Annotated in this window: 13 protein-coding genes; 5 read left to right on the top strand and 8 right to left on the bottom strand. The window is 40.0% G+C overall.

The genetic code is table 11. From position 1 onward, the window contains the following. Positions 1-4 precede the first annotated feature (4 nt). Genes LPB86_RS08405 through LPB86_RS08395 form a run of 3 tightly spaced genes read right to left on the bottom strand, consistent with a single transcriptional unit; the run spans position 5 to position 5766 of the window. On the bottom strand, positions 5-1126 hold the full coding sequence (locus LPB86_RS08405) for a SusE domain-containing protein (RefSeq protein ID WP_230642318.1): 1122 nt from the start codon (positions 1124-1126) through the stop codon (positions 5-7). Between the two features lie 12 nt (positions 1127-1138). Beyond that, on the bottom strand, positions 1139-2770 hold the full coding sequence (locus tag LPB86_RS08400) for a RagB/SusD family nutrient uptake outer membrane protein (protein ID WP_230642317.1): 1632 nt from the start codon (positions 2768-2770) through the stop codon (positions 1139-1141). Between the two features lie 17 nt (positions 2771-2787). After that, entirely contained in the window at positions 2788-5766 is a 2979-nt protein-coding gene (locus LPB86_RS08395; RefSeq protein WP_230642316.1) for a SusC/RagA family TonB-linked outer membrane protein, read from the bottom strand. 194 nt (positions 5767-5960) lie between these two features. Between LPB86_RS08395 and LPB86_RS08390 the strand changes: the two genes are divergently transcribed. The 5 genes from LPB86_RS08390 to LPB86_RS08370 all read left to right on the top strand — a co-directional run bounded on the left by LPB86_RS08390 (position 5961) and on the right by LPB86_RS08370 (position 13609). Continuing rightward, positions 5961-10028, top strand: coding sequence for a hybrid sensor histidine kinase/response regulator transcription factor (locus LPB86_RS08390; RefSeq protein ID WP_230642315.1), 4068 nt, complete (start codon positions 5961-5963; stop codon positions 10026-10028). Positions 10029-10170: 142 nt separating this feature from the next. Then, positions 10171-11466 carry a 4Fe-4S dicluster domain-containing protein gene (locus LPB86_RS08385; RefSeq protein WP_230642314.1) on the top strand — a complete coding sequence of 432 codons (1296 nt, stop codon included), beginning with the start codon at positions 10171-10173 and terminating at the stop codon, positions 11464-11466. A 51-nt stretch (positions 11467-11517) separates the two neighbouring features. Further along, complete coding sequence (locus LPB86_RS08380) at positions 11518-12318, top strand: (Fe-S)-binding protein (RefSeq protein ID WP_230642313.1); 801 nt, start codon at positions 11518-11520, stop codon at positions 12316-12318. Further along, the gene (locus tag LPB86_RS08375) at positions 12308-13105 is read left to right on the top strand and encodes an MBL fold metallo-hydrolase (protein WP_230642312.1); all 798 of its coding nucleotides are present in this window, start codon (positions 12308-12310) and stop codon (positions 13103-13105) included. Before LPB86_RS08380 ends, LPB86_RS08375 begins: the two co-directional genes overlap by 11 nt. A gap of 24 nt (positions 13106-13129) precedes the next feature. Further along, positions 13130-13609, top strand: a complete 480-nt coding sequence (locus LPB86_RS08370) for an ABC transporter ATPase (protein ID WP_230642311.1) — start codon at positions 13130-13132, stop codon at positions 13607-13609. Positions 13610-13634: 25 nt separating this feature from the next. On the opposite strand, the gene LPB86_RS08365 is transcribed toward LPB86_RS08370, so the two are convergent. The 5 genes from LPB86_RS08365 to LPB86_RS08345 are packed head-to-tail and all read right to left on the bottom strand — an operon-like array spanning position 13635 to position 21379. Further along, a complete protein-coding gene (locus LPB86_RS08365) occupies positions 13635-14483 on the bottom strand; it encodes a cyanophycinase (protein WP_230642310.1) in 849 nt (282 codons plus the stop codon). Position 14484: 1 nt separating this feature from the next. After that, complete coding sequence (locus LPB86_RS08360; protein WP_230642309.1) at positions 14485-15507, bottom strand: isoaspartyl peptidase/L-asparaginase family protein; 1023 nt, start codon at positions 15505-15507, stop codon at positions 14485-14487. 13 nt (positions 15508-15520) lie between these two features. After that, positions 15521-16582: a cyanophycinase gene (locus LPB86_RS08355; protein ID WP_230642308.1), complete on the bottom strand. Its 1062-nt coding sequence runs from the start codon at positions 16580-16582 to the stop codon at positions 15521-15523. A 19-nt stretch (positions 16583-16601) separates the two neighbouring features. Continuing rightward, on the bottom strand, positions 16602-17999 hold the full coding sequence (locus LPB86_RS08350; protein WP_230642307.1) for a RagB/SusD family nutrient uptake outer membrane protein: 1398 nt from the start codon (positions 17997-17999) through the stop codon (positions 16602-16604). Between the two features lie 11 nt (positions 18000-18010). Continuing rightward, positions 18011-21379 (bottom strand): SusC/RagA family TonB-linked outer membrane protein, encoded by a 3369-nt coding sequence (locus LPB86_RS08345; protein ID WP_230642306.1) that lies wholly within the window; start codon positions 21377-21379, stop codon positions 18011-18013. Positions 21380-21381 lie beyond the last annotated feature (2 nt).

Genomic DNA, 21381 nt, shown 5'->3' with positions numbered 1-21381 from the left:
ATACTTATTTAACTGAATAGGTATAATTCCCTTCACCGCCACTCATATCAAGTGTAACAGTGAAAACTCCTGTTTTTGCGACCGGAATGTTCACACTAGTGGGCCAGTTTGGTGCACCTGCAAATATCAACGTGCCATTTTCTGCTTTGTCCAGTTTATAGCTAATATCATAACTACCATTGGCAGTAAACTGGAAGGTTTTACCAGCGGTAAGCGTAACATTTGAGGCTATCCACACACCAGTAGTCGCATTATATACCATCGGAGTTGATGAGACACTCCATCCATTATCTTCACCTGTAATAAAAAACTTCACAGGCGTATAGGCAATGGTCATCGCATTGAGGTCAACATTAACTTTCATATAGTTAGGTGCCGGGGACAACCACAAGTTGCCTCCGCCCGCACTTAATGTTGTTGCACTGGATCCCCATCCATAAACTTTAGCATCTGTAGTAGAGACCAACTGAAAGGCATCACCACCCCATCCATCTGCATTTGGCAAATTTAAAAACCCCTCATATTTAGTGTTGAAATTTGAAGAGGCAAGTAAGTAACCATTGGTCCTGGTTGCAGGAGTTTTCCAGGAATTCCTTCCCTGAACCAATAATGCGGGATATTCGATGTAGGAACGGTAAGGGTTAACCGTCATTTTAATAGTAGAATATAAAGGCTTTACTGTAGTAGACAGTCCTGTACTTTGATTTACATCCGTTTTTAACCTTACTACGATTGTGCTATTCACACCAGTAGGTAACAAAAGCTGTGCAGCAAGGATAGTATTCAACTGCGATCCAAGGAAAGTTCTGTGGAGACTGTCTCCAGATAATTTAACTTCTACAGCATTGCCCCAGGGATTTGCGCCTAAAGTATCTGCAGGAACATCAAATTGCAAAGTATAGCTAGGAACAACCTTAACCCCATAATTTGGAGCGCTAAAACTGAAAGTTACCACTTTAGATGCTGCAACTTCTTCGGTAAGCGTAACGGCACTCACAGAACTTTTAAAATCAAGTGTTGAAGCCGATGGCATCGTTATAATATTTTGACTGGCTTCTTTCTTACAGCTGATTAAAACAATCGCTGAGAGTACCAGGACTAAAAAACTATTGAATAATTGTTTCATGATTTTATTAGATTAATAGCCAGTATTTTGAGTTAAGTTTGGATTAGCCGATAAGTCTGATGGAGGCAAAGGGAATATATTGTATTTGTTTGCCACCGATGTACCAGCTTTAACGCCGCCTTTCCAGGCCCAGAGATAAGCATTGGTAGTAAATTTACCAAAACGGATTAAATCTGTACGTCTAAAACCTTCATAATAAAGTTCTCTGCCCCTTTCATCCAGGATAAAATCAAGAGACATTGCGCTGGTGGTAATGTTTCCGGCAAGACTTCCACTATATGCACGTGTACGCAAAGCATTGATATAACCCAATGCGGTATTTAAGCTTCCACCTGTACCACCTCGCACCACAGCCTCAGCATACGTCAAATAAATCTCGCCTAAACGAAATAATGGAAAATCTATGTCAGAGAAGTCTTTAGCTGCATCCTGATGCGGAGCTGCAGCGCCCGACCTGGTTTTATTTCTGTATTTAGTACTTGTGTATCCTGCCGTAGATAAATAAAGATCTGTCATCTCCAGGGTCTGTCCGCTGGTATAGAACTGCGCACGGGTATCTGTAGCACCTGTTTTATCTGCAAACAGATTCACGAAATTTTCTGTAAAACGTAATCCGCCCCAGTTACCATTTGAACCGGAAACATCTGCAGGCACACCTGCTGGCCCATGCATCAAATAAGTAGTACCACCAAAGTTTTGAGTACTTGTACCATCGTAATTGATGGTCAGGATGTTTTCATCTGTATTGAGGTGATTGTCAGCGATGGTCAGCTCTCTGTAGTTGCTATGCAACGTGTAACCAGCAGCAGTAATCTTATTGCAATAGGTAATCGCGTCTGTATATCTGGCAGTTCCAGTATAAATCTGAGCATTTAGATACAATCGTGATAATAACGCCCATGCGGCAGCTTTATCTGCACGACCATATTCGTTTGTTTTAGGAGCAGCAAGTTCGTTTTCCAATGCTTTTAACTCCGATTCTACATAAATAAATAAGTCTTTACGCTGAATTTGCTTTGGCAAGTCTTTACCCCCTATAACAGTATTTTCTGTAACCATTGCCGGATTGGCATACAGATCCATTAAAACCCAATATTGATAAGCCCTCAAAAAGCGTGCTTCAGCACGGTACAAGCGAATGTTATTGGCATCAGTACCGGTAATCCCTCTTTTTGAAAGGTTGTCATCAGAAGATTCATTGATGAAATTGTTGGCCACTGTAATTTGGTAATAGGAACGGTAATACAGTCCATTAATAATGGAGTTGGTAGATCCCCAGCTCAATTCGTGCAGGCCTTGAATACCCGCATCACTTTGCCATGACCAGGCTGCTTCGTCTGTGGTCAATTCCTGTAAATTCCAATATAAACGCAGAAAATCTGAGTTTCCTTCATCTTTAATGATTTCCACAGGAATATCCTGTTGCCCCGTGGTTGCATTTCCCGTTAGCGCAAAAGCACCGTATACCTTTGCTAAAGCTTGTTTATAACCTTGTGGTGTGGCAAAAACATCCAAGGCAGTAAGGTCATTGGTTGGTGTTAAATCCAGTTTATTGCAGGATGCTGTTACCAAAATTGTAAAGCAAACAAGCATAGCTATATTTAAAGCTCTTAAAGTCATTGGTTTTTTATTAAAATCCTTCATCTTCTTGATCGCTAAGGTTAAAAGTTAAGGTTTAAACCCAAAGAAAATACCCGGGGTCTTGGATAAAGATTATTGTCTACGCCTGATGCAACTTCGGGATCTAAACCCGTGTAGTTTGTGATGGTAAATACATTTTGCACACTCGCGTTCAATTGAAGGGCCGCATTGGTTTTAAACACCTTACCAAACCTGTAGCCTAAATTGATGTTATCCATTTTCAAAAATGAAGCATTCTCTACATAATAATCACTAAACAGCTGCTGAGTTTTAAAATTTGTTGTCAGGTAACTTGGCGACGCATTAAGCAGAATAGCTGATCCGTTAATCTGGGCGAGGTTCCCCATTTGACTGCTCACATTATTGTAAACATAGTTGCCAAGGTTAGCCCTTAAAGTAAAACTCATATTCCATTGCTTATAGCTCAGGTTATTGCTAAATCCGAGAAAAAGTTTAGGATCTGCTTGTTTACCTCTGTTAAGGTCATTTTCGTTGATCAATCCATCACCATTTTGGTCCACATATACACCTTCAATAGGCTTACCTGACTGATCATAAACCTGCTCGAATAAATAAAACAAGCTTTTGCTATGGCCAACTGAACTTATGAGTGCATTTTGCCCACCTACTCCACCGGCAATTGAACCTCCGGGAAGGCCCACATAGTTTGCGTCATTAGGGACAACAGTCAAATTAGTAATTGTATTTTTATTATAGGTGGCATTCAGGCTGAAATCCCAATTTAAATCTGCACTTTTTATGGGTACAAAATTGACATTCATTTCAACTCCCTTGTTCTCCATGCTTCCTACATTGACCACCGCTGAGGCAGAAAAATTAGTTCCTGCAGGTTGAGGTACTTTATTTAAGAGATCGGTAGTTTTCTTGAGGTACATATCTACACTTCCAGAAATCCTGTTGTCTAAAAATCCTGCATCGATACCCACATTGGTAGTTGCGGTTTGTTCCCACTTCAGGTTAGATATGTAGGCTGTTGGCCTGTACATTTGATAAAATGTATTACCAAACTGATAGGACGTAGTTTGCGAACTTAAACCATACGTAGATAAATAACCATAATTGTCTATCCCTTCCTGCTGTCCGGTGATACCATAACCAGCCCGTATTTTTAAGGCACTTATTGTTTTATTGTCTTTTAGAAAAGTTTCATTTTTTAACGTCCATGCCAAAGCTACAGATGGAAACATTGCGTTTCTGTATTCAGATGAAAAGCGCGAAGATCCGTCACGACGAAGGGTTGCTGTCAACAAGAACCTTTCATCATAACTATAATTTAAACGGCCGAAATAAGAAATAAGCCTATTTTCTGGCTTATTGAATGGAAAAGCAGGGTCTGTATTCGCTACCTTAACTCCATAACCATTGTAACTTGCATAATTATACGCTGTTGTTAAATAGTTGTTGTAAGAATACCCTGCCGTTGCATCAATTCTGCTCTTCAACGTGGGCAAAACTTTGACGTAGTTAAGGTAGAAATCAAAGACCGTATTGTTTCTTTTTTGCCTGTATTGATTATCGTAACCCTGATCGTTGATATTGACAGCTGCAAGCGGACTTACATAGGTTGTGCCTTTTCCATTTGCAATGTCATACCCTGCATTTACGTTTGCGTGCAGTTCTGGAAGAAAATGAAATTTATAATCCAGCTGAATATTCCCTATGCTCCTTAAGGGATTAGCCCGGTTTTCTACTTGTTCTAAAACCCCTACTGGGTTTCTGCCCACTAAATTTACAAGACCACTAGGTGTTGTATAATCCAACCACTCGTAATAACCCAGGTAGTCAGGTCTGTTTGTATATACCGCCTGACTTGGGTCGAAACTCACAGCACCTCCAATCGCCGCTGTATTAGCGAACCTGGTTTTTTGCATACTCCCTTTCAGGTTGATGTCTAATTTTAGGTGATTGTCGAAGAAAGTAGGATTTAATACAAATGCTGCAGATGTTTTCTCCAACTCATCCGTTCTTAAAATACCCCTTTGATTTTGATAGCCTAGCGAAAGACGATATGGCAATCCTTTTACCCCGCCACTAATACTTAAGTTATTGTCTGTCGCTAAACCGTCCTGATAAATCAAGTCCTGCCAGTTGGTATTAAAGGTGCCTAGTTTTGCTTTTTGTGCGGCTGTTCCATTGGCATTAACAATTTCACGAATCTGATCTCCATTTAACACATCCGTTTGTGCGATTATTCTGGACAAAGAATTTACCGTAGTAAAGCCAACCTTCAAATCTCCACTAATCCCTTTTTTTGTAGTAATGATGATTACGCCATTGGCAGCTCTTGCGCCATAAATAGCAGCTGCAGAAGCGTCTTTTAATACGGTGAAATTTTCAATGTCGTTAGGATTGATAAAACTTAGCGGATTTGAAGCACCAGATACACCATTCACCTCCAGGGGAACACCGTCAATAACAAATAGAGGATCGTTACTTGCACTTAAAGAAGATCCGCCACGAATCCTGATGGTACTTCCACTTCCTGGCTGTCCGCCATTTGATGTGATGGCTACGCCGGCAACTTTACCTGCCAGCATTTGCTCTGGAGTTGTGATACTGCCTTTTTGAAAATCTTTTGATCCCACTACGGTAACAGATCCGGTAAGGTCTTGTTTTCTGGTGGTACCGTAACCCACTACCACAACTTCACTTAATGCAGCGGCATCATCTGCGAGTACTACATTTAAGTTGTGGGACGCTGGTATAGGTAGTTCCTGAATTTTATAGCCTACAAAGCTAAAAATCAAAATACCTTTACCTTCTGGCACTTTTAGAGAGAAACTACCGTCGGGGCCGGTTACGGCTCCGGTTTTTGTACCCTTTAGCAATACACTTACGCCTGGAATGCCGAGGTTATCGGATGCCGCCTTTACCATCCCTGTTACGGTAACTGGTTGTTGTGCCTGAAGCGTTGCTGTGGTTAAGAGAAAAAGCGTAAACAATAGGTTTAGCTTGACATAAAAAGTAAAAATTCGCATACAGTATTTGGTTGATAATTACTGGTACAAATGAAATGCTTATTCGGGTTTTTCACTTGTGCTATTGTGTTTTTTTTTTGTTCTATCTAACATATTTACACACTGATTTGTTAAAAAAGCGGATTGAAAAGGTTTTTATCTCAATTTCTAGTAACTTTATCGAAATATCAACCAAATCCCTGTAACCACGTCTGATGAGTTCATTGTTTAAAAATGTCCTGTTCATTTGCTTATACTTCAGCTGCCAGATTGCTACCGCTCAAAATCTAAAATTTAAGCACATTGGTCTTGATGCAGGTCTTTCTAACAGTACCATTGAATGTATATTTCAAGACTACCGGGGATTTATGTGGTTTGGTACACGTGATGGGTTGAACAAGTACGATGGTCAGCAAATTACGGTTTACAAATCTGCTAAAGATACAAACAGTTTGTCTGACAATTTTATCAGGCATATATACGAAGATAAAAACAAAATGCTTTGGATAGCCACATCTAACGGGCTGAACAGTTTCGACCCAATCCAAAATATTTTTAGACGTTACCCCCTTGTTGGCCCCAAAAAAATGAAACTAGGAAATAATGATATCCGGGCCATTGAGAAATACAAAAACAACCTATGGGTAGCTTCCTCTGATGGACGTCTCGATCTCCTGAATGAACAAACAAAAAGCATTCGGCAGTTTAATTATTATGCGAACGATTTCCATACAGACAGAAAGGGGAATTTATGGATAGCTACGGATAAAGGACTATATAGGTTTGACGGAAAGAAGTCTGTATTAATTGCAGTTGAAGGCCTTTCCAGCTATCATATCCGGGTTATCGCAGAATCAGGTGACGGTACTTTGTGGCTTGGTACGGAAGAACAGGGAATGATCGCCTTTAACCCTTTAACTGGAAACATCAGACTTTATAAACATCAGGAAAAAAACAGCAACAGCCTGGGAAGTGATCTGGTGCGGTCTATAGTGATAGATGTAGAAAATAACTTGTGGATTGGCGGTATAAATGGTGGCCTGGATTATTTTAACCCTGGAACAAATACGTTTAAAAATTATCAAAATGAACCAGGCAACTCGCAAAGTCTTTCTCAGCGGACTGTCTCTGCCATATTCAGAGACAAGCAGGACAATCTTTGGGTAGGTACGCATCGTGGTGGAATAAACCTTTATACGCCTGGCGCGGAAAGGTTTAAACTGGTACAGCAAGAATTAAACAAGAACAGCTTAAGTTATAATGATGTTAAAGCCTTTTGCGAAGATGCAGAAGGTAATCTTTGGATAGGAACGGATGGTGGCGGGCTAAATTTTTATGATAAAGGCAGCCAGCGCTACAAACATTTTAAGTTTGACCCTTTTAAACCGGAAAGTCTGGGATCTGATGCGGTATTAAATATTACCGAAGATCGCTTTAAACAACTCTGGATTGGTACCTGGGCGGGTGGACTAAACCTGATGAACAAGCAATCTGGCACATTTACGCGCTTCATGAACAATCCCGCTGATCCTAGTTCAATTTCTTCTAATTATGTCCAAAAAACTTTTGAAGATAGTAAAGGGAACTTGTGGATAGGCACTTATTATGGCGGGTTAAACCTGATGGACAGGACCAGCAGGAAATTTACCCGCCTGATCCAGGGGGCTAACCAAACAAAAATTAGTGGGGAGAACATTATATCTATTAATGAGGACCAACATCAAAACCTATGGATTGGTACAGATGATGGCGGATTAAACTGTTACAACCTGAATACAAAAGTCTTTAAAAGTTATTTTTTAAATGCGGAAAAAAGACCAGACCTGCGAATCATTTTTATAGATAGTAAAAAACGGGTGTGGGTTGGTCAGGCAGGCTTATATTTGTTTAACCCTGTTAAAAATAGCTTTTCTTTGTACACGAATAAGGCAGGATTAGCTACCGATTTTATTAAGGGAATTACTGAAGACGACAAGGGCAATTTCTGGATTGCCACTTCCAGAGGACTAACCAAATTTAATCCGGAAACGCTTAAGTCTTCCTCTTACAACAGAGCAGATGGGTTACAAGAACAGGAATTTGAAGCAAATGCCTTCCTAAAGACAAGGACGGGAGAAATGTTCTTTGGCGGGGTAAATGGATTCAACTCCTTTTTTCCGGATGCAATCAAAAGCAACCGCTTTATTCCTCCGGTATACATTACGGAATTTCAAATCTTTAACAACAGGATGTTACCAGGTGAAAAAGATTCCCCTTTGGATAAAGATATCAGCTTTACAAACGACATTGAGCTTTCTTATCAGCAATCTACCTTTTCTTTCAGTTTTACAGGCCTAAATTTTACTGCGCCCGAAAGCAATAAATATGCATATAAACTAGATGGTCTTGACAAAGACTGGAATTATGCCGGAAATACAACTAAAGCATTTTATACCAACCTGGATCCTGGCGACTATGTATTTAGGGTAAAAGCTTCCAACAATGACAACAACTGGAATACAAAAGATACCTCAATTAATATTCATATTTCTCCTCCTTTTTGGGCAACCTGGTGGTTTAGACTGCTCATTATTGTTACGATAACCGGAATTGCTTATGCTTTACTGAGTTTTAAAAGGCGAATGGAAATTCATGCAATGGAAGAGAAAAAACGGGAAGAAATGCACCAGATTCAACTCCAGTTTTTCACTAATATTTCTCATGAATTCAGGACTCCCCTATCGCTGATTTTAGGCCCGATTGACAGGTTGCTAAAAGAGGATTCCAAGGCTGCTTTTCTCAATTATTATAAAACTATACACCGCAATGCCAACCGTCTACTTAGCTTAATCAATGAGTTGATGGATTTTAGGAAAATTGAGTCTGGAGCACTCCAACTTAAAGTAATGCAGGGTAATATTAATCTATTCATTGATGAAGTTGCTGAAGAATTTGCCGAAATGGCGCAGGAGAAACACATCCGTTTTAACGTAAAAAATGATGCACAGCCGATAGATACCTGGTTTGACAGGCAAATCATTGAAAAAATTGTGCTAAACCTGGTTAACAATTCACTAAAATACACCAAACAGGGTGGTGAAGTTGTGCTTGAAATTTTAGATACGCTGGACAAGTTACGGCCTAAGTTTGAAAACCAACTACACATTAATAGTAATTTTAAAGGCAAAAACTACATCTACATCCGGGTAGTGGACAATGGAATAGGAATTTCAAAAGAGTCTATAGAGCACTTGTTTGAGCGCTATTACCGAATCACGGAATCACATTTGGGATCTGGTGTTGGACTTGCCTTTGTGAAAAGCCTAACCATGTTGCATAAAGGCATGATACAAGTATCCAGTGAACGGCATGAAGGAACGGAAATCATTATTGGCCTGCCATGCAGCCGGGCTGATTATGAAGAAAATGAACTTTGGGGTCAAAGCAATGAACAGGGTGGAATACGCCTGGAAAGCATCAGCTACAAATCCGATCAGAATTTATCTACTGAAACCCAATTAACTGGAGAAATACCAACCGCCGCCAGCAAACGCATTTTAATTGTTGACGATAATGAAGAGCTACGTTCATTTTTGAAAGATACCTTAAGTTTGAACTATCATATTTCTGAAGCCGGAGATGGTTATGAAGGTCTGCAAAAGGCAAAAGAGGAGTTCCCGGACCTGGTAATTAGTGACGTGATGATGCCAGGGATGACCGGTACTCAATTTTGTAAGGCTTTAAAAGAAGATGTGGAAACCAGCCATATCCCATTTTTGATGCTAACGGCTAAAAATAGTGTTGAAGCAGAAATAGAGGGTGCGGAATCAGGTGCTGACTTATATTTCAGCAAACCTGTTAACATCAACCTACTACAGCTAAACATCAAAAACATTTTTGACCAACGCCAAAAGTTAAGAGACCACTATTCTAAAAATCATCAGACGGAATTAATTGAACTTGTGCATTCCAGCAAGGACAAGGAGTTTATGGGAAAACTGCTCAACATTATTAACGATCACCTCATCAATCCAGAAATGGACATCGAATTTTTGTGTGGAGAAATTGGCATGAGCAGAACGAAGCTTTACCAAAAAATCAAAACTATAACCGGGCAATCGATCGGAGAGTTTATACGTTCCATCAGACTCAGAAAAGCTGTTGAAATTATGACCGGAGAAGATGTATTGCTAACAGAAGTAATGTATAGGGTAGGTATTCAAACACAATCGTATTTTACAAAAGCATTTAAAAAAGAATTTGGTAAAACGCCGAGTCAGTTTCTCCAGGAGCGGAACATATAGTGTATTTCAGCTTCTTTGTGAACCTATTATGCTGAGAACCGCCCTATTTAAAATACGTCTAAATTTAAAAACTTTATGCATGCATAACAATTTGTTTCCTCTAATTGTTATACCTTAGCATAACCAAAATGTAATTTAGAGAATGGTATCACAAATCCTGTTTATAGCAATTACAGTAGCGGCAATAGCGCTGTTCAGTTTTAACCTTAAAAAGGTTATTCGTAATATCCGTTTAGGAAAAGATGTCAACAGATCAGACCAGCCTGCAAAAAGGTGGTTAACAATGATTAAGATCGCACTGGGACAAACTAAAATGTTTTTTAGACCCGTGCCTGCTGTATTACATCTTTTTGTTTATGTAGGCTTTGTGATCATTAATCTGGAAGTTTTAGAGATCATGATTGATGGAATTTTTGGTACACATCGAATTTTTGGCGGACTGGGAAGTGTTTATAACTTTCTGATTGGGTCATTTGAATTGCTGGCGCTGAGTGTGTGGGTAGCTTGTGCCATCTTTTTAATTCGTAGAAATGTAATAAAATTAAAAAGATTTATGGCCAGAGAGCTTAAAGGCTGGCCAAAATCTGATGCAAATTATATCCTGATTACTGAGATATTACTAATGTCGGCTTTCTTGCTAATGAATGCTGCGGATGCAAAATTACAGGCCATGGGCGCGCACCATTATATTACTGCCGGTGCTTTTCCTGTAAGCCAGTATTTGGGGGGCTTACTTCCTGATACTGAAAGTTCACTTATAGTTATTGAAAGGGCATGTTGGTGGTTTCATATTGTGGGCATATTTGCCTTTTTAAATTACCTGCCCTACTCCAAGCATTTCCATATTCTGTTTGCGTTTCCAAATACATATTTTGCAAACCTGGAACCTAAGGGTGAATTTACAAACATGCAAAGCGTTACCAATGAAGTTAAAGCGATGCTTGATCCCTCTTTTACACCACCAGAAGCAGAAGCGGGACGCTTTGGTGCTAAAGACGTGAATGATTTAAGCTGGGTTAACCTGATGAATGCCTATACCTGTACGGAATGCGGACGGTGCACGGCAGTTTGCCCGGCAAACTTAACAGGAAAGTTGTTGTCGCCCAGAAAGATTATGATGGATACGCGCGACAGGCTTGAAGAAGTTGGTAAAAATATAGATAAGCATGGCGTTGGTTTTGATGATGGTAAAGCTTTAATTGACGACTATATTTTAAGGGAAGAGATTTGGGCCTGTACCAGCTGTAATGCTTGTACGCAGGCCTGTCCTATCAACATTGATCCGCTGGCTATTATTACCGAAGTAAGAAGATATGCCGTGATGGAGGAGTCACAGGCACCTTCTAGTATTAGTGCTATGCTTGGAAATATTGAGAATAACGGTGCACCATGGAAATATTCTCCGGCCGACCGTTTTAACTGGGCTAAGCAGGATTAAGATTTTGGAACAAAGATTAAGGATTTAACGAGCAAGGATTAAGGACAAAAGATGAGCGACCAATTGAATTTTGAAGTGCCAACTATGGCAGAGCTAATCGCCCGCGGCGAAGAACCTGAAATTTTATTTTGGGTAGGCTGTGCCGGAAGTTACGATGAGCGTGCCCAAAAAACAACGAGGGATATTTGCAAAATCCTGCACCATGTGGGCATAAAATATGCCGTACTGGGAACGGAAGAAAGCTGTACTGGCGATCCGGCAAAACGTGCCGGCAATGAGTTTTTGTTTCAGATGCAAGCAATGACCAACATTGAAGTGCTGAATGCCTATAACATAAAAAAAATTGTAACGGGCTGTCCGCATTGCTTTAACACAATTAAAAATGAATATCCAGGACTTGGAGGCTCGTATGAAGTTATTCACCATACGCAACTGATCCAGGACCTGATTAACGAGGGCAAACTTAAAGCTGAGGGTGGAGAAAGTTTTAAAGGCAAAAAGATCACTTACCATGACCCATGTTATCTTGGACGTGGAAATGATGTGTATGAGGCACCACGTAAAGCACTGGAAGTACTGGATGCCCAACTGGTAGAAATGAAACGTTGCAAATCCAATGGCTTATGCTGTGGGGCGGGTGGAGCTCAAATGTTCAAAGAACCTGAAAAAGGTGATAAAGACATCAATATTGAACGGATTGAAGAGGCTTTGGAAACCAAGCCAAATATTATTGCAGCAGGCTGTCCGTTTTGTATGACCATGCTTAGCGATGGGGTTAAGATGAAAGATCAGAGCCAAAATGTACAGGTGCTGGATATTGCAGAAATTACGGTAAAGGCAAATGGCTTGTAATACACTTTTTATTACTTCTTTAAATTCCGGGAGTAACGGCAATTGTTACTATGTAGGGAATGAAACTGAGGCAGTATTAATTGATGCCGGAATCTCCTGTAAGGAAACTGAAATCAGGATGGCCAGACTTGGGCTTTCCATGTCGAAAATTAAAGCCATTTTCATTTCCCACGAACACTCCGACCACATTAGAGGCGTTTGTGTAATGGCTAAAAAATATCAGTTGCCGGTTTACATTACCCAGGGAACTTTAATTAATTGCAAATTCAGTAAGCTAAAAGAGGATTTAATTAACCATTTAAGCAGCCATGAAACCATACAGGTTGGGTCGCTCAGGATCAAAGCTTTTCCAAAACTCCATGATGCGATTGAACCGCATAGTTTTTTAGTTTCCTGTGGTGAAACGCGGGTTGGAATATTTACAGATCTTGGTGCTGTTTGTGAAGAATTGACCGACCATTTTAAACAATGTAATGCAGCTTTCCTGGAAGCCAATTATGATGAGGATATGCTACACAATGGCAATTATCCTTATTACTTAAAACGACGCATTAGCGGAGGTCATGGCCATCTTTCTAACAAACAGGCCCTGGAACTTTTTGTAAAACACAAACCTGTTTACATGAGTCACCTGCTTCTTTCTCACCTCTCAAAAGACAATAATGATCCACAATTGGTGCAAGACTTATTTGATGCAAATGCAAATGGCACTCAAATCATTGTTGCGTCAAGATATGAAGAAACGCCCGTTTACGCAATATTTGAAAGTGCTGCAATAGCAGTTTAAAAATAAAAACTGTAAATTTGTTTTATGAGTTTTTCAGCACAATCTAAAGTTTGGGTATACCAGAGTGACCGCGAGTTTACTGATTCTGAAGTTAACGAAATTCAGCAGCTGCTGAATAACTTTACTTCTCAATGGAAAGCACATGGGCACCAGTTAGTGGCAAAAGCCGAAGTATTTTATAATTTCTTTATTGTACTTACCGTAGATGAAGCTTCAGCGAATACAACAGGATGTTCTGTTGATGCATCTGTAAGGGTAATTAAAGAAATTGAACAGACTTACGGTGTAGATTTGTTTAACCGCTTTAACATGGCCTATAAGGTTAACGAGAAGGTGGTTGTAGTGAACAAAGAAGATTTTGAAACCTTAATCAGCATTGGGAAAGTTGGCCCGGGCACTATTGTTTTTAATAACCTGGTTCAAAACCTTGACGAGCTGGAAAATAAATGGGAAGTTTCTTTTGAAAATAGCTGGCACAGCACAATTTTTGGACATTTGCTGTAACCAGTTTTTCACCTTCAATAAACGTTTATTTTAAAGTAAATTGATCTCCGGAAGTATAGAAACTAAATCGAATATCATCCATTTTAATGAGTTTTTTGTCTACAACCTTTAAATTTTTAGGCTCTGATATTTGTAAAACCTGACTTACGCCAGCAACGGTAATTTTTTTATGATGGACAATAATTGCCGTTCCTTCATCAATACCAATACAACTATAAGTAGGATAAGCTGACAAAGCTGATATCAAACGGTTGTACCTGCTGCGCTTTAAGAAATGCTGATCTATGATTACATTTTCGAGAAGCCCCATGCCTTCTTCAAATTCAATATTGTCTGTCCAAAGTTTATTGAAGGTCTCTTTATACACTGTATCCATCAATTGCTTTCCCGTTATCATCTGTTTGCTCATAACGGCTGCTCCTGCGCTTGTACCAGCTACCGTAGCCCCATTTTGATAGGCAAAATGAATGGCTTTATACACAGGAGTATTTAATACAACATTCATAAATCTATTCTGATCACCGCCGGTAATAAAAATAAGCTTGGCACCTGTTAAGGAATCCAGCCATTTCTTATCGTTAACTGTTGATGCATCAAAATTTAAACAGCCGATGTTGTTTTTAGCTACAGATGCAAGTTGCTTTTTTATGGCCTGAAAACTTGCCTCAGGCTCGCCACTGGACATAGGCAAAACGATCATATAGTCCTTTGCATTCAGGTCTGCTGTCTTTATAAGCGACCGTATCAATTCCGGGGAACGTTCGCCACCCCCTATAATAAACAAGCTGCCTTTTTGTGCATTCACCGGGTTCAAGAGCAGCAACAACTGAGCAGCAACAATGATTAGCTGGAGATATTTCAATTTTAACCTCATCTTACTTGTAGATCTGTACTTCAATTTTACCATCAGCAGTTACTGTGCCGCGATACATTCCCTCTGTATTAAAAGGCATAGTCACGTTACCTAGCTTATCTAGCGCAATTAATCCGCCATCACCACCCATTTTACCTACTTTATCAAGCACGGCTTTAGCAGCGTCTGCTACGCTTAGGTTTTTATATTCCATCATAGCAGAAATGTCGTGTGCAACTACATTGCGAATATAAAATTCGCCCCAGCCTGTACAAGATATACCCGCAGTAGCATTATTGGCATAGGTACCAGCACCAATAATAGGAGAATCTCCTACCCTACCATATTTTTTATTGGTCATACCTCCTGTGGAGGTTCCCGCAGCCAGATTTCCAGACTTATCAAGCGCCACGGCACCGACTGTACCAAATTTATAATCCCGGTTGATGGTGCCTAGTTTTGTTTTCTTGTTACCATGGTCTAATACCGTTTTTATAGAATCTTCTTTAATGGCTTGTTGTAAGCCATCCCAACGTTCTTTGGTGTAAAAATATTTTGGGTTTACAATGGTTAAGCCGGATTGTTTTGCAAAAACCTCTGCACCCTGACCTACCATCATGACATGTTCAGACTTTTCCATTACCGCCCTGGCAGCCGAAATAGGGTTCTTGATGGTGGTTACACCGGCAACGGCACCCGCCATTAACGTTTTGCCATCCATTACAGAAGCATCCATTTCATTACGGCCATCATGAGTAAATACTGCACCTTTACCGGCATTAAACAAAGGGCTATCTTCTAAAATATGAATGGTAGCCTCTACAGCATCCAAACTTGTTTTACCGGATGTTAAAGTTTTATAACCTGTTTGCAGGGCAAGAGTTAGGGCCGCACGGTAAGCGGCTTCTTTTTCTGCACTCATATTCTTTTTAAGGATTGTACCAGCACCGCCGTGAATAACCAATACATATTTTTCCTTAGCATCTTGTGCAAATGATGTATTAGCAAACACACACAGCAACAGCATTATAAATTTTATCCTCATCTGTTTCTTTTTATTATTGTAAAACTTTTATCAATTGTCCATTATCTACGCTCCACCAGTACCAGGAACCACCAGAGGCTTCTGCAGCACTAAAGTTAGCAACATTAAAGTTGCCATTACCAGCAACGGAGGCTTGAACTTCATAAACAGGTATAGCTTGATTATTTCGCTTCCATATTACAGGCAAACCCGCTGTAAATTGCTCAGGGCTTTTAGCAGCATCTGGTAAAATAAAGTAAGCTTTGCTGCTACCCAGTACTTGCGCCTTGCCGTCTTTATCGATACATACTGCAGTGCGTTCATCAGCTGCTATGCCTTTTGCCAGCACACCCCAGTCTTTATAAATCCTTCCTAGAAAAGCCACGCTGCGGCCTTCACGGGTACGGGTTAAATAGTGCTGATCTGTTATTACATTCTGTAGAAAGGGTGCGTGTAAAAAGTCATTGTTATATAAAGTAATATTACTGGCGTATGGATTGGCTAAAGCTTCGTTAGAAACCACACTAGTACTTTCGCCGCTAAAATAAAAACCACCTAATATGGCACACCCTGCGCTGGTACCGCCAAAAGGGACCTTCTTTTCCTGTAACAAATAGTTTAAAGCAGTACCGGTTTTAGTGCCACGCCATAGGTTCATATAGTCAGATTGATCACCACCCGCGATAAAAAGCATTTCTGCATTACGGATGATATTGGCAACAGTATCATTATTGGCCAATTCCCTTGTATCTATCTTTAAAGTCTCCACAGAGTTTACAGAGCCTAACTTGTTTACAAAGTCATTATAAGCATCTGTTCCTGTAACCCTGATGATCACAACGTCGCCACCCCCACTCCTGTCTATCATCCACTTAAAGGCAGATTCTACATCTGCACCGCCCCCCATTAAAACCATACCCCCATTAACTGTTTTTACCACGTTTGCCGTATCACCTATTATGCCTATGGAAGCAGGCCGGCGTTTTATTGCAACACCAGTACCAGTACCGGTTTTTGCAGGTGCCTCGGCAGATTTGCCACAGCTAAGTACACTGAGCCAAAAGGATAAAAAAACAATTAAAAGGGAATATTTCATGGTTTTGAGGATTTATAATTTATTTATCGTAATACGGGTTTTGAATAGTCTGTTTGTTTACAAAAATCTCATCTGCTGGCAAAGGCAAAGCATATTGTGCTTGCTGGGATGTAAGAATATTAGCACCCTCTGTATTTACAGCATCAGGTCCTGATCGGTTTACATTCAGGTTCCTTCTTCTTAAATCAAAGAAACGATGACCCTCAAAAGCCAGTTCTTTAAAACGTTCTGCGTAAATAGCAGTAATAAGTGTTCCAGTAGGGAAAGTTTCATTCACATACCCATTAATTCTGGCTGCCCTTAAAGTATTTAAGTCCCCGGCAGCATCTCCACTGGATTCCGCGCGTGCCTCAGCACGTATCAGGTACATCTCACCAGTTCTAAATAGCTTAATATCGGCAAGACCCGGCACCGTAGATCCACCTACATATTTATTAACCAGATACTGTGATCTTGTTCCGGTTCTAGTTGCATCAAATCTGATATATGCCGGATAACGAATATCGTTTGTCTGATCAAATGAATTGATCAGCTTAAATGATGGGGCATATAAAACCATCTCAGGTGTTTGTCGTAGGAAAAAACCACCTATGTTTGAGCCAGTGGCAGTACTCCCCACTCTCCTGTTTAATTCCCAGATTACCTCACTTTTATTTGCATCTGTCCAAATTCCCGGAAATTGTACTTTGGTGGCTAAAGGAACCGCATTAATAACTTCGGTTGAATAGGTAATAGCTTCAGACCAATTTTTCTCATACAAAGCTAACCGTGCCTGAATTGCTGACACGCCAATTTTGGTAATTCGGGTTTTGTCTGTAAATGTAGAGGGTATCAAAGCCTTGGCAGCAACGAGATCAGCCTTTGCATTAGCTACCACACTTTCAAATGGATCTCTTGCTGGAAAGCCGATAATAGATTGCTTCATGTAAGGAACGCCTAAGGCACCGTTTTGGTAAGCAGAAGCATACCCGCGGATCAATTCAAAATGACAATATGCCCTTAATGCAAGCAATTCCCCTTTATAACGATCCTTGATCACCTGTTCTGTGCTACTTACTTCGATCCTATCAATGTTTTGCAATACCCTGTTTAAACGATCTATAACAACATAGTATTCCCCATATGCACTAGTTACGGAACCACTGCTTGGCGTGTACTGCCACTTAAAGGCGTCTTTATTTCCAACTGTATTTTCTCCTGGATAAGTAGCTTCATCTGCAACAATGATAGAGGTAGCTATCAGCGTATAATCCATATAACCGTAAGCACCAAGTAAGCCCATATTAATATCATTTAAGTTTCTATAGGCTTGCTCCGGACTAATTGTATCCGTAGGCTTTTGATCTAGTTTGGCACAGGATGCGGCTGTAACTAAAACCAAAACTATATATACATATCTTTTGAATAAGTTTCTCATGTCTTTAAATATTAAAAGTTAATCTTAAGTCCTCCAGTGTAAGTTCTGGCATTAGGATACTGAAAACGGCCATAAACACTATTATTTTCAGGATCCAGCCCTCTCCAACTTGTCCAGGTGAGCAGGTTTTGCCCTTGAACAAATACACTAATCCCACTCACATGCAATTTCTGTAATACACTTTTAGGAAGGCTATAACCTATATTAAGATTTCTTAACCTCAAAAAAGATGCGTCCTGAATGTCTTTTGAAGTAAATTGTCTTGCAATATCAAATCTTTGCAAAATGGCATCATCACCTGCTTTCTTCCACCTGTCCTCCAACATACGAACGGATTGGTTACTAGTAGCATATCGCTGGTTCTCATTATACAGATCTTCATTGTTATGGCGCATCACATCCGAAACAAAAGAAAACAGCACACTTGCTGTAAAACCGTTCCAGGCTACTGATGAAGTGATACCACCAGTTAACTTTGGATACAAAGATCCAGAATTGGTAGTACTTTGTGTATTTGCATTATATGTTGTTGTGATATCCCCATTTAAATTATAATATTGCGATTCTCCAGTCTCAGGTTTTACGCCCGCCCAGTCCGGGGCATAATAGGTACCATATGCTTTGCCCACCTGAAGTACACGTGTATCACCATCAGATATAAAATCGGCTATAGGGGATAAATAAAGGATTTTATTTTTATTGTATCCTGCGTTTATGCCTAGTGACCACGTAACTTCACTATTTTTAATTACATCACCACTAAGATCAATTTCTACGCCACGGTTCCGCATCTTTCCTGTACTTAAATTCTGTTGCTGAAATCCTGAAGTAACCGAAAGTCTCTGATCAACAAACATATTAGTCGTAAGTCTATTGTAATAATCGAATGTTAAATGCAATCGCTTGCTACTAAATAAGGATAAGTCAAAACCTGTATTAAACTCATTTACATATTCCCAGTCATAATCTGAATTACCTGCAGTAACCGGCCTTAAACCCGGATTACCACCATAGGAGGTTGTTCCGAAAGTAGCCAAATAAATAAAATCACTACTACTGCTGAATGGACTAGCTGTGATACCATAGCTGGCCCTAAAATTCAGATCCGCTATAATTTCTGTATTTTCTAAAAATGATTCTTTTTTTGCATTCCAATTGGCGCCAACAGAGTAGAACCCGTGCCATCTGTTTTGTGGTGCTACTTTTGTAGAGCCATCATAGCGGTAACTTCCATTAATGGTATATTTGTCATCGTAAGTATACCTTGCAAGCCCCATAAACGACGCTAATGCGCTGGACGTTTTTCCACCGCCTACAATAGGTATAGTAGTAGCTGTTGGTGTTCCAATGCCTGTTGGTGTTTCAGGGAGCCTTCCATCCAGGCCAAAACCAACAAAACTAAATGAATTGTAATTTTCATAGATATATTCATGGACAGCTGAGACCTGAATATCATGCTTCTCATTAAATGTTTTAGAATATGTGATATCAGATGTCGAAATAACGCTAAAGTTTCTTCTGCTGCCTTCTGCATAACGTCCTTTTGCGCCAAGTGTGTTAGTTACAGATCTTGATCCATAATACGAATCTGGATTGATCCAGCGCTCATCAGTTGAATTCCTGTAGTCAACACCTGCTTTGGTACGGATCTTTAATTCCGGTAACAACTGGTAGGCAAAACCCATCCCTACTATACTTTTAAACTGGTTGGATTTATCAGTGGAGTTTAGCAACCGCTCTAAGGCCAAGCTTCCTTCGCGCTGATCCAGAATCGCAGGTATCATTGTGATTCTATTGGGCACTAAAGTTCCGTTCGCAACATATGGATTTTCATAAGGCAAGGCATAATAAATGGCCGACATTGCTGTACCGCCTGTTGTAGTACCCTCACCTTCTGTATAACTTGCATTGGAATATCCCAAAGAGATATTTACATTACCAGAGAATTTTCCAGAGTTAAAATCCACATTACTTCTTAAAGCAAACCGCTCCAGACCAGTACGTTTCGCAATACCATCTTGCTTGTAATAATTCAGGGAGTTGTAATACCGTGTATTTTCATTGCCACCACTTACACTCACCTGCTGCTCCTGAAATTTGCCTCGTTGCAAGAACATATCTCTCCAGTCAATATTAATGCCCCTTAAACTATCTAGTACATGGTCGGCATTTTGTCTAAAAGCCGTAGTCCCATTTATGTAAAGAGGATTCTTTGGAGAAAAAGCCCATCCCGGACCAAGATTTCTGCCAAGTTCTAAACCAATTTCTTCTTCAAACTGAAGGCGTTGGTCGGTATTCATCATGGTAAATTTAGGTCGGGTCACATCAGAAAATCCGTATTGCGAATTATATTGAACAGAAACTTTACCAGCTTTACCTTTCTTAGTGGTTAAAATGATTACACCATTAGATCCTCTCGATCCATATTGCGCCTTAGCAGAAGCATCTTTTAACACAGTGGCCGACTCAATATCAGATGGATTGATGGTTTGAAAGTAATTCCCCTCAATAGGTACACCATCTAAAACATATAAAGGTGTAGAACTACCACCTATACTTCCAATACCCCTGATTACGACCGCTGCATTTTGCCCAGGTTGACCTGTGCTTGAAATTACGCTCATACCAGGTACACGGCCTTGTAAAATCTGATCTACCGTTAAACCTGCTACATCATTAATTTTATCTCCACTCACTACTGTTGCAGCACTTGCAGATTGGTCACGTTTATAAGCGGTGTAGCCTGTAACAATAATTTCCTGTAAACTCCTTGCATCCGTTTTCAAGGTTACGTTTAATAAACCTCCGTTGCCTACCGGCAATATTTGCTTAGCATAACCTACAAATGAAAATTCCAGAATGGCATTAGCATCCGGCACCTTAATGCTGTAAATACCATCGCCATTTGTAATAGTGGCCAAGGATAGCCCACTTACCTTTACTGATACACCTGGAATGGGTAATCCGCTATCATCAACAACCTTACCTGTAACAACAAGGTCTTTGTCTGATTTTATGCCTGCATATATAATCACCAGATTGCTTTCTTTCAAAGCATACGTTAAATTGGTTTCTTTGAGTACCAGTTGCATGGCTTCGTCCAATGATACCTCTTTCAATTTAAGCGAAATCTTTTTCTCTGTAGCCAAAGCATTGTTACTATACACAAAGCGATACTCTGTTTGCTTCTCAATAGTCTTCAGCAGGTTCTTAATGCTCATTTGAGTTACATTAATGCTGATTTTTTGTTGTGCAAATCCAGAGGCCGAAACCTGAAGGCACACCAATAATAAAATTAATCCGGTAAGTTTTATTTTCAGCAGAAACCGGTTGGTTTCCGCATACTTATCCAGATAAGCCAAAAGTAGAGTTCTTCTCATGT

It is taken from the genome of Pedobacter sp. MC2016-14, assembly GCF_020991475.1.
Lineage (GTDB): Bacteria > Bacteroidota > Bacteroidia > Sphingobacteriales > Sphingobacteriaceae > Pedobacter.
Note: the sequence above shows the minus strand (reverse complement) of the source record. Positions and strands in the feature narration are given on the sequence as shown.